Source organism: Solibacillus sp. FSL W8-0474 (assembly GCF_038004065.1).
Classification (GTDB): Bacteria; Bacillota; Bacilli; order Bacillales_A; family Planococcaceae; genus Solibacillus; species Solibacillus faecavium.
Genome location: NZ_JBBOQJ010000001.1, coordinates 450,834 through 464,364 on the forward strand (window position 1 = coordinate 450,834; position 13,531 = coordinate 464,364).

General features: G+C 37.1%; 13 protein-coding genes. All 13 read left to right on the plus strand.

The window, feature by feature from the left end:
- The first annotated feature begins 23 nt into the window (after positions 1-23).
- Positions 24-767 (plus strand): sulfite exporter TauE/SafE family protein, encoded by a 744-nt coding sequence (locus NYE67_RS02280; RefSeq protein ID WP_340726857.1) that lies wholly within the window; start codon positions 24-26, stop codon positions 765-767.
- A gap of 21 nt (positions 768-788) precedes the next feature.
- Positions 789-1,703 carry a phosphogluconate dehydrogenase (NAD(+)-dependent, decarboxylating) gene (gnd, locus tag NYE67_RS02285; protein WP_340726858.1) on the plus strand — a complete coding sequence of 305 codons (915 nt, stop codon included), beginning with the start codon at positions 789-791 and terminating at the stop codon, positions 1,701-1,703.
- The gene (locus tag NYE67_RS02290; RefSeq protein ID WP_340726859.1) at positions 1,700-2,665 is read left to right on the plus strand and encodes a sugar kinase; all 966 of its coding nucleotides are present in this window, start codon (positions 1,700-1,702) and stop codon (positions 2,663-2,665) included. The genes gnd and NYE67_RS02290 overlap by 4 nt, the downstream gene beginning before the upstream one ends.
- A gap of 10 nt (positions 2,666-2,675) precedes the next feature.
- Positions 2,676-3,320: a bifunctional 4-hydroxy-2-oxoglutarate aldolase/2-dehydro-3-deoxy-phosphogluconate aldolase gene (locus NYE67_RS02295; protein WP_340726860.1), complete on the plus strand. Its 645-nt coding sequence runs from the start codon at positions 2,676-2,678 to the stop codon at positions 3,318-3,320.
- Positions 3,317-4,465 carry a galactonate dehydratase gene (gene dgoD, locus NYE67_RS02300; protein ID WP_340726861.1) on the plus strand — a complete coding sequence of 383 codons (1,149 nt, stop codon included), beginning with the start codon at positions 3,317-3,319 and terminating at the stop codon, positions 4,463-4,465. The genes NYE67_RS02295 and dgoD overlap by 4 nt, the downstream gene beginning before the upstream one ends.
- 23 nt (positions 4,466-4,488) lie before the next feature.
- Positions 4,489-5,124, plus strand: coding sequence for a ribose 5-phosphate isomerase A (rpiA, locus tag NYE67_RS02305; RefSeq protein ID WP_340726862.1), 636 nt, complete (start codon positions 4,489-4,491; stop codon positions 5,122-5,124).
- 141 nt (positions 5,125-5,265) lie between these two features.
- A complete protein-coding gene (locus NYE67_RS02310; protein ID WP_340726863.1) occupies positions 5,266-6,321 on the plus strand; it encodes a TRAP transporter substrate-binding protein in 1,056 nt (351 codons plus the stop codon).
- A 71-nt stretch (positions 6,322-6,392) separates the two neighbouring features.
- Complete coding sequence (locus NYE67_RS02315) at positions 6,393-6,905, plus strand: TRAP transporter small permease (RefSeq protein WP_340726864.1); 513 nt, start codon at positions 6,393-6,395, stop codon at positions 6,903-6,905.
- An 11-nt stretch (positions 6,906-6,916) separates the two neighbouring features.
- Positions 6,917-8,185 (plus strand): TRAP transporter large permease, encoded by a 1,269-nt coding sequence (locus tag NYE67_RS02320; protein WP_445683002.1) that lies wholly within the window; start codon positions 6,917-6,919, stop codon positions 8,183-8,185.
- A 19-nt stretch (positions 8,186-8,204) separates the two neighbouring features.
- Positions 8,205-10,373, plus strand: coding sequence for a dihydroxy-acid dehydratase domain-containing protein (locus NYE67_RS02325; protein WP_340729017.1), 2,169 nt, complete (start codon positions 8,205-8,207; stop codon positions 10,371-10,373).
- A 34-nt stretch (positions 10,374-10,407) separates the two neighbouring features.
- Positions 10,408-11,166 (plus strand): IclR family transcriptional regulator, encoded by a 759-nt coding sequence (locus NYE67_RS02330; RefSeq protein ID WP_340726867.1) that lies wholly within the window; start codon positions 10,408-10,410, stop codon positions 11,164-11,166.
- An 18-nt stretch (positions 11,167-11,184) separates the two neighbouring features.
- On the plus strand, positions 11,185-12,057 hold the full coding sequence (locus NYE67_RS02335) for a fumarylacetoacetate hydrolase family protein (protein WP_340726868.1): 873 nt from the start codon (positions 11,185-11,187) through the stop codon (positions 12,055-12,057).
- An 11-nt stretch (positions 12,058-12,068) separates the two neighbouring features.
- The gene (gucD, locus tag NYE67_RS02340) at positions 12,069-13,523 is read left to right on the plus strand and encodes an alpha-ketoglutaric semialdehyde dehydrogenase GucD (RefSeq protein ID WP_340726869.1); all 1,455 of its coding nucleotides are present in this window, start codon (positions 12,069-12,071) and stop codon (positions 13,521-13,523) included.
- Positions 13,524-13,531: the final 8 nt, after the last annotated feature.

The window sequence follows — 13,531 nt, forward strand, 5'->3', positions numbered from 1 at the left end:
AAAACAGTGGGGGCGTTTTGCCGGTGGATTATTCACTTCTCATTATCGTTTTTTTTCTTGGCTTTCTTAGTCATTTAGTTAGTGCACTAGTTGGCGGCGGTGGACTAATTTCATTACCGACAATGTTGTTAATGGGAATTCCAATTCACAATGCCATCTCTGCAGATAAATTTGGAGCGGTAATCAGTACACTGCTTACTTCAATAAATAGTATAAGGAAAAAAGAAGTGAATCTATCTGAATGTTTAATGCTCTTTGTTATTGCATTAATCAGTGGATTCATTGGGGGTGCGTTTGCTTCCAGTCTAAATGAAACAATTTTAAATACCATTGCCATTATATTAATGATTTTTGCCTTTGCCATGACTTTCTATTCGAATAATTTTTTCGGAACAAATGAAAATGTAATTAATAAACGTAAGGTTTACCAGCTGTTAAGTGCGATTGGGTTTTATGATGGCATTTTTGGTCCGGGTAGCAGTACATTGGCCATTTACGTTTTTTCAAATGATCAAATGCAATACTATAAGGCAATATTATTTACGAGAATTAGTTTACTGGGCTGGTGTAGCGGCGCGCTTATTTCTTATATTTCATCAGGCCACATGATTTGGGAGATAGCGTTTGCAATAACGGGCGGAGCAATTATTGGTGGATTTCTGGGTGTTTTTATATCTAAAAAAATCAATTTACGTTATGTAAAGCCTTTGCTTCGTCTAATGATGCTAATTATTCTCATACAGCTGATTATTAAAATGCTTGGCTAAGCTTTGGGAAGGATGAGACTGTTGAGAGTTGTAATTTATGGTTTTGGGAAGATGGGGCGCAACATAGCCTTGAATATTCTTGAAAAGGGATATTCCGTAATAGGATATGATATTGATCGTTCAATAAAGGAAAGTATCAATAAAGAAGAATTATTCCATAGTAAGTCCTTTATTTTTATTGATGAGGATGAAAAAATATTTCAGGAAATTAAACCTGATGATTTAATATTTCTTCTAGTACCACCAGGAAAAATAACAGATGAGGTTTTAACAGTATTATTAGAACGATTACCGGAGGGAAGCACTTTGATCGAAGGTGGCAACTCTAATTTTAAAGAAGCGATGGAATGGGCCGCTTTATTCAAACAAAAAGGAATACACTTTTTGGATATGGGAACAAGTGGTGGCATAAATGGAGCAAGAAATGGTTTATGTGCCATGATTGGTGGAGATGCGTCCGTTTTTGAAAAAATAAACCCATTTTTGAAAGAAATTTGCTGTAAGGATGGACTTATATATACAGGCGCATCAGGGAGCGGACATTATTTAAAAATGATTCATAATGGAATCGAATACGGTATGATGCAAGCGATCGCAGAAGGATTTGAAATGCTGGAAAAAAGTGAATTCGATTTTAACTATTCAGAGGTAGCAAAAAATTGGAACAGCGGCTCGGTTATTAGAAGCTGGTTGATGGACTTATTAATAGATGCCTTTCAGGAGAATAATAAATTGGATAATATTTCAGGTAAAATGCATGCGTCAGGTGAAGTGAAATGGCTCATGGAAGAGTCTATTAGATTACAATTACCAGTGCCTGTAACCTATTTATCTTTAATGATGAGAAATCGCTCTCTTGAAGATGAGACTTTTAGCGGGAAAGTAGTATCTGCTTTGAGATATTCCTTTGGTGGACATAACGTTAGTAAGGGGTGATTAAAATTAAAGATGTATTTTCGGTTGGCGAAACAATGATAATTTTTCAAGCAATGCAAATAGGGAATTTTGAAGATATACCTGCGCTTTATCAAAAAATTGGTGGTGCTGAATCCAACGTTCTTATTGGACTTGCCAGGTTAGGTCATGATGTTGCGTATATGTCTCAAGTAGGGAAGGATCCTTTTGGTAAACGAATCATTAAATCAATACGAGCTGAAGGCGTTGATGTTTCCAATGTTAAAGTAACTTCTGAGAGTCCAACAGGTTTGCTGTTTAAAGAGCAAAAAACGAAGGAAGCGACACATGTGTATTATTACCGGAAAGATTCTGCTGCAAGCAAGATGAGTGTGCAAGATATCCCGGTTGACGTGATAAAAACATCCAAGTTTATTCATTTAACCGGTATTACACCGGCCATAAGTCTGTCTTGCAGAGAAATGATATTTAAAATAATCGAAATTGCAAAGGAAAATCAAATACCTATAATTTTTGATCCGAATATCCGGTTTAAATTATGGCCAAAAGAAGAAGCAAAAGAAGTTATTTTAGAAATTGCAGCGAATGCTGATTATATTTTGACCGGCTTATCAGAGGCTGAATTTTTAGTAGGTACCACTAATGAGAGAGACATTTGCAATATCCTTACGAAACGCGAAGGACAAGTTATTGTTATAAAAAAGGGGGCATCATCTACCCTATTCTCGATTAATGGAAGGTTAACTGAAGTCCCAACAGTCCAAGTTTCAGGAATAGTAGATCCGGTTGGAGCAGGGGATGCTTTTGCTGCAGGTTTTATTCATGGCTTACTAACGAATCAATCATTAGAAAGAAGTGTCTACTTCGGAAACCTGCTTGGAGCTTGTGTTATTCAGCAGTATGGCGATATAGAAGGCTTACCGAATAGAGAAGAATTTGAAATGCTTTGCCAATCAAATGAACAAATAGACATCTTAAGATAGGGGGGATTTTATGTACAAATGGGATAAGTTAAAGTTTATTGAGCAAAATGGCGTAGTTGCCGTTGTGCGGAAAATAGACCCGACTGTAGTAATGGAAGTAACGGAAGCAATTGTTGAAGGTGGTATTAAAGTACTTGAAGTAACAGTTGATAGCGAAGATAGCTTTAATACAATTCATCGATTAAAGGAAAAATACAAAACAAGTGTTTTAGTTGGAGCAGGAACGGTATTGGATAAAGAAACCGCTAAACAAGCTATAGAGGCTAAAGCAGATTTCATTTTTTCACCAATTTTGGACATAGATACGATTCAATTAACGAATCGTTACGGGAGAATTTCCATCCCTGGAGTGTATACACCCACGGAAATTGTTCAAGCATATGCAGCCGGAGCAGATATTTTGAAAGTATTCCCGGCTACTAAGTTAGGGCCTGGTTATTTTAAAGATATGAGGGGGCCACTGCCACATATTCCGCTTATGCCTACTGGGGGAGTGAGCTTGGAGAATATGACGGAGTTTTTCAATAATGGGGCTGTTGCAGTAGGAATCGGAAGTGCATTATTTGATAAGAAACTTATTGATAATAGGGATTTCAAACAAATGACCGAGATTGCGCGGCAGTATGTAGAAAAATTTAATGAGGTGAAAGCATGAAAATTTCTATGGTAGAAACATTTAAAGTGCCGCCAAGATGGCTGTTTTTAAAAGTTACTACAGATGAAGGAATTATTGGCTGGGGTGAGCCGGTTGTTGAAGGGAGAGCATCTACAGTAGAAGCTTGTGTTCAGGAATTACAACCATACTTGATAGGTAAAAATCCGATGAATATTGAAGACATTTGGAATGAATTATATCGTGGCGGGTTTTATCGTGGTGGTCCTATTTTAATGAGTGCAATTGCTGGAATTGATCAGGCATTATGGGATATTAAAGGAAAGTACTATGATGCACCAGTTTATGATTTGCTTGGTGGTACATGCAGAGAGAAAACAAGGGTATATTCCTGGATCGGGGGCGACCGTCCAAATGATATTTTAGAACACGCTAAAAAAGCTCATGATAATGGATTCACGGCCATTAAAATGAATGCTACAGAAGAGCTTCAAATTATTGACTCTTTTTCAAAAGTTGAGAATGTATTGGAGCGTGTAGCGATTATTAGAGAAAATTTAGGTAAAGATTTTGGGATTGGCATTGATTTCCATGGAAGAGTGCATAAACCAATGGCAAAAATCCTGGCCAAAGAACTCGAACAATATCATCCGATGTTTATTGAAGAGCCGGTATTGCCGGAAAACAACGAGGCGCTTCGGGAAATTGCCAGACATACGACCATTCCAATAGCTACTGGCGAAAGAATGTATTCACGTTGGGATTTTAAAAAGTTGTTAGCAGACGGTTATGTAGATATTATTCAGCCTGATTTATCTCATGCCGGGGGTATTACGGAGTGCAAAAAAATAATTTCGATGGCAGAAGCATATGATATTGCGGTGGCGCCTCACTGTCCACTAGGACCAATCGCATTAGCATCTTGTCTGCAGGTAGATGCGACATGTCATAACGTATTTATTCAAGAGCAAAGTTTAGGGATTCATTACAATAAAGGAAACGATATTTTGGATTACTTGGTAGACCCTAGTGTATTTGAGTATAAAGACGGATTTGTTGGAAATCTTAAAAAACCGGGATTAGGAATAGAGATTAACGAAGAATTCGTACGTGAACAGCAGAAGATTGGTCACGAATGGAAGAACCCTGTTTGGAGACATGCTGACGGGACTGTCGCGGAATGGTAGGACCCTATAATAAAAGTCAAAACATGACCCGAAAAAGGGAGCTAGCTGCACAGGCGGTTCAAATGGTGGAAGACAATACAATAATCGGCTTGGGGTCGGGCTCCACAATGCAATTATTTGTAGATTTGATTGCTGAAAGGATGAACCGAGAGCAACTTGAGTTATATTTTGTTCCCGCTTCTAAAAGAATTGAGAGTTATGCGTCGAATTATAGTCTGAATATTATGGATATAGATGATGTCGCTTTACTGGATATTTCATTTGATGGAGCTGATCGAATTGATGCACAGCATAACCTGATAAAAGGTGGAGGAGGCTCATTATTTAGAGAAAGGCAAGTACTTGAAAAATCACAAAAAAAGGTAATCATTGCCGATGAATCGAAATTTGTGGAAAAATTTACAAATGAAATCATTCCTGTAGAGATTATTCCATATAATTTCAGCTGGACAATTGAAAAAATAATTAAACTCGGCTTTTATGTAACGGTAAGAAAGGTGAGAGAAGATTATGTTATTACAGATAATAAAAATTATATTGTAGATATTCACAAAGAAAAACTATTAGATGTTAAAACGACCTACGAGGAACTGAAAATAATCTCAGGAATAGTAGATGTAGGGTTATTTACAGAAAATTCATTTATAGTAATGAAATAGTATATATTATAAAAATAGTAAAATAATACAGAATATTCTTGATTTTAAATAAGTGGTACTTTAAAATAAAAATAAGTTTGAAAGCGTTTTCTTGCGATTTCAAAACGGCGTTTCATAATATCAAACAAAGGGGATGTTTGGATGAAAAAGTTACTTTATTTAGGATTTTTATTGTTATTTTCATTAGCACTGGCAGCATGTGGGGGAAGTGACGAGGAATCGAATGGGATTCCGGTAAATGCAGATTCATCTGTAGCGGGAGATAGCTCTTCAGGGGAAAAGAAAAAATTACGTATCAGTCTCGGGTTAAATGATCAGACACCGTTATATAAGAGTTCATTGAAATTTAAGGAACTTGTAGAAGCGCAAACAGATTCATTAGAAGTTGAAGTATATCACTCAGGTCAGATTGCTGATGACCGCTCAGCGATTGAAATGTTACAGTTTGGAACATTGGAAATTACAATTCCTTCAACTGCACCATTTACATCATTCGTTCCGGAGTATGGGGTATTCGATTTACCTTTCACATTAACGGATACTGATATAGTAGATTCTGTCTTACAGGGGCCATTTGGCGATAAACTTGCAGAAAAAGCTTCAAGCCAAGGTGTTTTACAATTAGCTTGGTGGGAAAATGGTTTCCGTCAATTAACAAACAGTAAAAAAGCTGTCAAATCAATTGATGATTTAAAAGGCTTAAAGATTCGAACAATGGAAAATGAAATTCACTTAGGTGCTTGGTCTGCAATGGGTGCCAACCCAACACCAATGGCTTTCACAGAGTTGTTTACAGCAATGCAACAAAAAACAGTGGATGGACAAGAGAATCCTTATCCAACAATTTTCCTTGAAAAATATCCGGAAGTACAAAAATATTTAACTGAAACAAACCATATTTATTCTCCATTTATTTTCTTGATCAGTCAAAAAACTTGGGATGGTTTATCGGAAGAGCAACGTGAAATCGTACAGACTGCAGCTTTAGAAGCTGGTGAGCATAACCGTGATTTATCTCGTGAAACAGCAGCGTCTGCTTTAGAAGAATTAAAAGGATTAATGGAATATAACAAAATTGAAGGTGCAGAGTTAGAATCATTCAAAAAATCTGTACAACCAGTTATTGAGAAGTATAAATCAACAATCGGCGAAGATTTTGTTAATGAATATTTAGAAGAAATTGGAAAGGCTCAATAATAATGATGCGATGAGAAATCAGAAATAATTTTTGATTTCTCATCGCATTCATCAAAAAAGGGAGGGATTACATGAGTATAGTGAAATGGCTGGATGAAAACTTTGAAAGAGTGTTGCTGTTAATTTTACTTGGGGTTATGACAGTTGTAATTGTATTACAGGTATTTATGCGGTATGTGGCCCAAAGTTCACTTTCCTGGTCAGAGGAGTTGGCAAGATTTTGTTTCGTTTGGCTGGTGTACATAGGTATCAGTTATGGGGTTAAAAAGGCCAAACATATTCGTGTTGAAGCATTACTTATTGTTTTAGGCCGTAAAGGTAAATACTTCATTAATATGGTAGCTCACATTTTATTTTTAATATTTGCTCTCTATGCAATGTACTATGGTTTTTCAATCTTTGAAATGATTGATACAAGTGGACAAAGAGCCCCATCATTAGGTATCCCAATGTCGATTATGTATCTCGGTATGCCTCTTGGAATGGTTTTAACTTCTATTCGTTTAATTCAACGCATGTATCTAGAAACGAAGATGTTTAAAAACAATGAAGAAATCATAGATGAAGACATGCCTAAACTGTAGGTAGGGGGATTATAATGGGGATTACAATATTTATATCTTTTGCTATTTTACTGATTTTAACGGTTCCAATTGGGATCTCATTAGGTCTATCCGCAATGATTGCAATTTTAATTGATGGCACAATGCCGATAGAGTTTATTATGAAAGAGCTTACAACTGCTGTTAACTCATTTCCGTTATTAGCAATCCCGTTCTTTATCCTGGCAGGGGAAATTATGGGGAAGGGCGGTATTTCCAAGCGACTCATCGCAGTTGCAGAATCTCTTGTAGGCTCTGTAACAGGAGGGTTAGCACTTACAGCTATCGTAACATGTATGTTCTTCGCCGCAATCTCTGGTTCTGGCCCTGCAACTGTAGCTGCAGTAGGTAGTATTATGATTCCAGCGATGGTGAAAAAAGGCTATGACATTAAGTTTTCTACTGCTGTTGTAGCATCAGCAGGTTCTATCGGTGTAATTATTCCTCCTTCTATTCCTATGGTTATGTATGGTGTATCAGGGAGTGTTTCTATTGGCGATATGTTTATGGCCGGTATTATTCCAGGGATTTTAGTTGGCCTCGGTTTAATGGCTTATGCATACTATTATGCAAAAAAAGCCGGATATAAAGGGAGCACGGAAAAAACTTCGCTTTCCAATATCGGTAAACAAATTTGGAACGCAAAATGGTCATTATTAATTCCTTTTATCATCTTAGGTGGAATATACGGTGGTATTTTTACTCCTACTGAAGCAGCAGCAATTGCGGTTGCTGTAGGATTTGTTATCGGGGCCTTTGTATATCGTGAACTAAAGCTCAAAGACCTTACATCTGTTTTTGTTGATTCGGCTCTCATGTCAGCAACAATTTTAATCATTGTAGGGAGTGCAACAGGGTTCGGTAAACTTTTGGCAATGGAACAAATTCCTCTTAAAATTGCAAACGGATTGCTATCACTATCAGATGACAAAATAATTATTATGTTACTAATCATTGTTTTACTTTTAATTGTTGGGTGTTTTATGGATACAATCGCTGCCATCATTATTTTAACACCGATACTATTACCAATCGCAATTCAAGTTGGGTATGATCCAATCCATTTCGGTATTATTATGATTGTTGCTTTAGCAATCGGATTTATTACGCCACCAGTTGGAGTCAATCTATTTGTCGGTTCAAGTATTTCAGGAATAAGTCTCGAAGCATTATCAAAGGCCATTATTCCATTCATTATTGTGATGATAATTGTACTTTTAATTGTCACGTTTATTCCTATTTTATCACTGGTATTCCTATAAACAATAAAGGAGGATAATTATGGTATTTCCATTAATGCAAAGTAGGGTCAACCCTTATAGTGACCACGTACAAGGGAAGGCTAATGAGCCAATTACAGTAGCTGGTTTATTAGACAATTCAAAAAAAATATTAGGACCACTCTACGAGGGGGGGACACCTGATTGGACACTCGAAGAAATTATTCATCGTCTGGAAAAGGATGCACCGCGAATTGCAATTATTGGAGGATCTGCTGATCATCCGGCTCATATTATGGATTATTTAACATCTTCCAGAGCAGCAATTCGAATTTGGCAAAATGGAGGAGTTCCATTTTACTTCTCTACACCTGTTATGTGTGATGGTACAGCTCAATCAAACCAGGGAATGAGCTACTCGCTTCAAAGTAGAAATGCCGTCGCTCAAATGATTGTCAATCAGTTGGAAGCGCACAGTTATCATGGCGCCTTTGTCATTCAAGGCTGCGATAAACAGCCATTAGGTGTTGTAAGTGGGTTGGCTCATTTGGATACATTAAGAAAATCAAGAGGAGATGCACCTTTCTTCGCTACATTCGCACCGGCGCATGTATTAGTTGGAGGAACAATTCCTGAGGACGTAGTGTTAAAGCTTAACGAAGTGTATGACAGAGCTGTTGCAAGCGGACATGAGGATATTGGTGATGATCTAAAAGATACAATGAATTATATTTTACAATGTTCATCGAATACTTCATTCCAAGGCGTATTTGAACGAGCAGTTGAAAAAAAGGTTATCTCAAAAGACGAGCATAAATATTTGGAAATGCGTTTGGCGGCTGCAACGTGTGATAGCCAAGGCGGTGTGTGTGCTTTCAACGGAACAGGAAACAGTTCACGTCATTTAGTGGCGGGATTAGGGCTTGTCCATCCATCAGTTGAATTATTGACAAGTCCGCCAGATCAGCAGCAAGTGAATGCGGCAGTCGATGCCTTTGAATATATGCTTAATAAGCCGGAGTTTGGTGTTGCTGCATTGGTTAGTCAGAATATTCGGAATGGCGTACGCATCCACAGTGCATCAGGCGGCTCGACGAACTTAATGATGCATATGGTATCTGCAATGGTGTACGCAGGCTATGAATTTAGCTTATTTGATATTGAAAGTATATTAAAAGAACAGCCGATTCCGGATTTATTTAACTATTCGTTAACGGAAGGAAGAGATATTTTTGCTTTAGCAATGCAATGCTGTAACGGTGAAAGTAGAGGTATGGAATCATTGTTCCATGAACTATTGACGAATGGTATCGATATGGATGTAGATGCTTTAACAGTAACCGGAACATCTTGGAAAGCACGGTTAGTGTATTCAGATAATTTACCTGCATCAAATGTTAAGGACAATCAGGTTATTTTAAGTAGCCCGAGAAGAGCATTCAGCGGGGTAGATGTATTACGCGGAAATTTCTTTGAAAGTGCCGTAGTAAAGATAAGCGGGATGCCAACACCTCAATTAGACCAGTTCGACAACAAATTAGCTGCAGTTGTCTACTTTGATAATGAAGATGAGGCAAATGCACAATTGTTGGATTCTACATTAATGGAACGTTATAAACAATCAAAAGTTTTTAAAGAACATGTATTGAAAACGATTGTAAAATATAATGCACCTGAAAGATTTGCCGAGTTAAACAATTTATCCTATGACGAACTTTTCGATGAAATTGTAAAGTTAGGTATATTAAAAATTGCGGTTATTATTGCAGGACAAGGACCGGTCGCGTTTGGTATGCCGGAAATGTTTACTCCAATGCAGCATATTAATGCAAACCGTACTTTGAAAAGAATTTGTACAATTATTAGCGACGGAAGATATTCCGGTGTAACTTATGGTGCAGCCATAGGACATATGACACCTGAAGCTTTTGAAGACGGAGGAATCGGTTATTTAAAAACCGGAGATATTTTACATTTAAGATTACGCGAACAGCGAATTGATTTAGTAGGTCATTATGATAATGAAATTTCATATGACGATACTATTAAAGAAAAAACAGATCGAATCCAGTTATTTGATGAGAGAAAACAAAAGATGAAAACGAGACAAAAGCTTGTAGCTGCTGTAAACAGGATGGTGGGTCATACGGATGCTTCAAAAGGTGTTGTTCCGATCCAGGTTTATGAAGAGGCGACAAAGAAGTTTCAAAAAGAACATTCATTAAACTAATTTCGATCTCTTAACTAATTAAGAGGTGAATTCAATGACATTAATCCAGTCTATATCAAGAGCACTTGAAATTTTAGAATTATTTGATGAAAATCATCGTTCGTTTAGTATTAAGGAAATCAGTACAAAGCTTGATTTAAACAAAAGTACTATACATTCCATTTTAAAAACGCTGAAGCATTACGGCTACATCGTGCAGGTTCAGGATACTGCGGAATATGCATTAGGCTGGAGATTATACGAACGAGGAAATTTACTAATGAATCAGGTTGAAATGAAACCGATTGCTCATAAATATTTAATGAAGTTAAACCATTTAACGAATGAGACGGTCCATTTAGTTACGCGTGTTGATCGAGAAGCTATATATATTGATAAAATTAATGGGAATAATACTTTGGTTATTTACTCCAGAATTGGTAAAAAAGTTCCGCTACATTGTAGTGCGGTAGGTAAAGTTTTAACTGCATACTTAGAGCAAGATCAATTTGAAAATATATTTAAGTATTATGAATTTAAACCAGCGACAGCAAACACCATTTTAACGTATGAAGCGTTTTTATCGGAAATGGAGAAAGTACGTGAGCAGGGCTACGCCATAGATAACGAAGAAAATGAAGCTGGGATATACTGTATGGCTATGCCTGTTTACGATTACACTCAAAAAGTAGTGGCGGCAATTAGTATATCGTCACCTCTCGTGAATTTTACAGAAGAGAAAAAACAAGAGATTTTAACCTATTTAAAGCAGTGCACATTAGAATTATCAAGTGAGTTAGGTTATTTAAAATAATATAAATGAGGGGTACTTATGAAATTTATTCGATTTATTTTTGAAAACCAGGTTCAAACAGCTTTAGTAAATGGAGAAAACTCAGTTTTTCCTATTAAATTTAATGACTATGTTGAATTTTACTATTATCTAACTGAAAATAATTTAACAGCTTCCGACTATATCCAGAAAGAAAATATTCAACCCTTAGCAGTCAATGTAGATGAACTGCAGTATACATTGCCGATTGTTCCTGAAGAAATTTGGGCATCCGGTGTAACTTATTTAAAAAGTAAAGAGGCTCGCAATTATGAGGCGACTAAGGCAAATGTTGAAATTCAAGAAACATTCTATGACAAAGTATATGATGCAGAGCGTCCGGAAATCTTCTTTAAATCAACAGCACGACGTATTGCAGGACCTCTCGATGACTTAACGATTCGAAGTGATTCAAATTGGCAGATACCTGAACCAGAGCTTACATTAATCATTGGTAAAAATGAAGATATTATTGGTTTTACATTGGGGAATGATATGAGCTGTCGTGATATTGAAGGGGAAAATCCGCTTTATTTACCACAAGCGAAAATCTGGAAAAACTCTTGCTCAATCGGACCGGCAATTTTAATGCCTGAAGGTATTGAAAATCCATATGATATTGATATTACTTGTAAAATTTTAAGAGACAATGTAATTCAATTTGAAGGAACTGCCTATATTAGTCAGTTGAAACGAAAGTTGGATGAATTAGTTCATTACTTAGTATTCGAAAATGACATCGAACCAGGTACAGCCTTGATGACTGGAACTTGTATCGTACCGCCAAATGAGTTTACATTACAAAAAGGTGACCGTATCGAAATATCTAGTACAAAAATTGGTGTGTTAGTAAATAGTATTACAGAAAACTAGGAGGGAATATAATGATAACGACAAAAGTGTTTGAGAATTTTATTAACGGAAAATGGCAGGAATCAAAGAGTGGTAAATTTATAGATAGTATTAACCCTGTAAATCGCCAGGTGATGGGAAGTGTACAGGCATCTACTGTTGAAGAAGCTAACGAAGCGCTGGAAGCAGCAAGCAAGGCTGTTAAAGAGTGGAGAAAATTAGGTGATTTCCAGCGTGGACAGTTACTTTATAAGGTAGCTTCACTTTTAGAAGAGAATATGGAAGATATCGCGAAAACTTTAACGGACGAGATGGGTAAAACGTATCCGGAAGCTTTAGGAGAAACACAGCGCGGTATTGCGATTTTAAAATATTATGCTGCGGAAGGTGCGAGAAGTAATGGTGAAGTAATTCCGGCTTCTGAAAAAGACGCGTTAATGTTTACTAAACGTACTTCATTAGGTGTTGTAGGTATTATTACTCCATGGAATTTCCCTGTTGCGATTCCTATCTGGAAAATTGCGCCTGCCTTAATTTACGGGAATACTGTGGTATTTAAACCGGCTTCTGAAGCTGCTGTAACAGCAGCAAAAGTAGCAAAATGTTTTGCTGACGCCGGTTTACCGGATGGCGTATTTAACTTCGTTACTGGAAGCGGTTCAACAGTCGGAAACGAAATTATTAACAGTAAATTAATTAATGCGATTACGTTTACGGGTTCTTCGAATACCGGAAAAATGATTGCAGAGGTTGCTTCTAAAAATCAGGTGAAGTACCAGCTGGAAATGGGCGGCAAAAACCCGGTAATTGTTCTGGAAGATGCAGATCTTGAAAATGCTGTGCAGGCAGTGTTAAGCGGTGCCTTTAAGTCGACAGGTCAAAAGTGTACGGCGACAAGCCGCGTGATTGTTCAGTCAGGTATTTATGAGCAATTTAAAAATCGCCTAGTCGAAGAAACGGAGAAAATTACGATTGGACCGGGATTGGAATCTTCGACATGGATGGGACCTTGTGCAAGTGAAGGCCAATATAATACGGTATTAGAATATATCGAAATTGCAAAAAATGAAGGAGCAACACTTATTGCAGGCGGAAATGCGGTGCAGTCAGATAATCTTCAGGGGTATTTTGTGGAGCCGACTATTTTTGACGGTGTTACAACAAATATGCGTATTGCACAGGAAGAAGTGTTTGGCCCGGTTATTGCATTAATTAAAGCAGATACAACTGAAGAGGCTATTGAATTGGCTAATGATGTTGAGTTTGGGTTAAGTGCTTCGATCTTTACAACAAACATCGGTAACGCTTTAGCATTTATTGATGATATGGAAGCCGGTTTAATTCGAGTGAATGCTGAAAGTGCCGGAGTAGAGTACCAAGCCCCATTTGGTGGAATGAAAAACTCTAGTTCAGGTAGTCGTGAACAAGGACAAGCGGCCAAGGAGTTTTATACAGTTTCCAAAACAGTCTATATTAAAGCGAAATAAGGGGGAAT

Bases quoted from the DNA above. Each gene is read 5' to 3' on its own strand.
- gucD (WP_340726869.1), top strand. From the start codon at position 12,069: ATGATAACGACAAAAGTGTTTGAGAATTTTATTAACGGAAAATGGCAG.
- rpiA (WP_340726862.1), top strand. From the start codon at position 4,489: ATGACCCGAAAAAGGGAGCTAGCTGCACAGGCGGTTCAAATGGTGGAA.
- NYE67_RS02330 (WP_340726867.1), top strand. From the start codon at position 10,408: ATGACATTAATCCAGTCTATATCAAGAGCACTTGAAATTTTAGAATTA.
- NYE67_RS02310 (WP_340726863.1), top strand. From the start codon at position 5,266: ATGAAAAAGTTACTTTATTTAGGATTTTTATTGTTATTTTCATTAGCA.
- NYE67_RS02295 (WP_340726860.1), top strand. From the start codon at position 2,676: ATGTACAAATGGGATAAGTTAAAGTTTATTGAGCAAAATGGCGTAGTT.
- NYE67_RS02335 (WP_340726868.1), top strand. From the start codon at position 11,185: ATGAAATTTATTCGATTTATTTTTGAAAACCAGGTTCAAACAGCTTTA.
- NYE67_RS02325 (WP_340729017.1), top strand. From the start codon at position 8,205: ATGGTATTTCCATTAATGCAAAGTAGGGTCAACCCTTATAGTGACCAC.
- NYE67_RS02315 (WP_340726864.1), top strand. From the start codon at position 6,393: ATGAGTATAGTGAAATGGCTGGATGAAAACTTTGAAAGAGTGTTGCTG.
- dgoD (WP_340726861.1), top strand. From the start codon at position 3,317: ATGAAAATTTCTATGGTAGAAACATTTAAAGTGCCGCCAAGATGGCTG.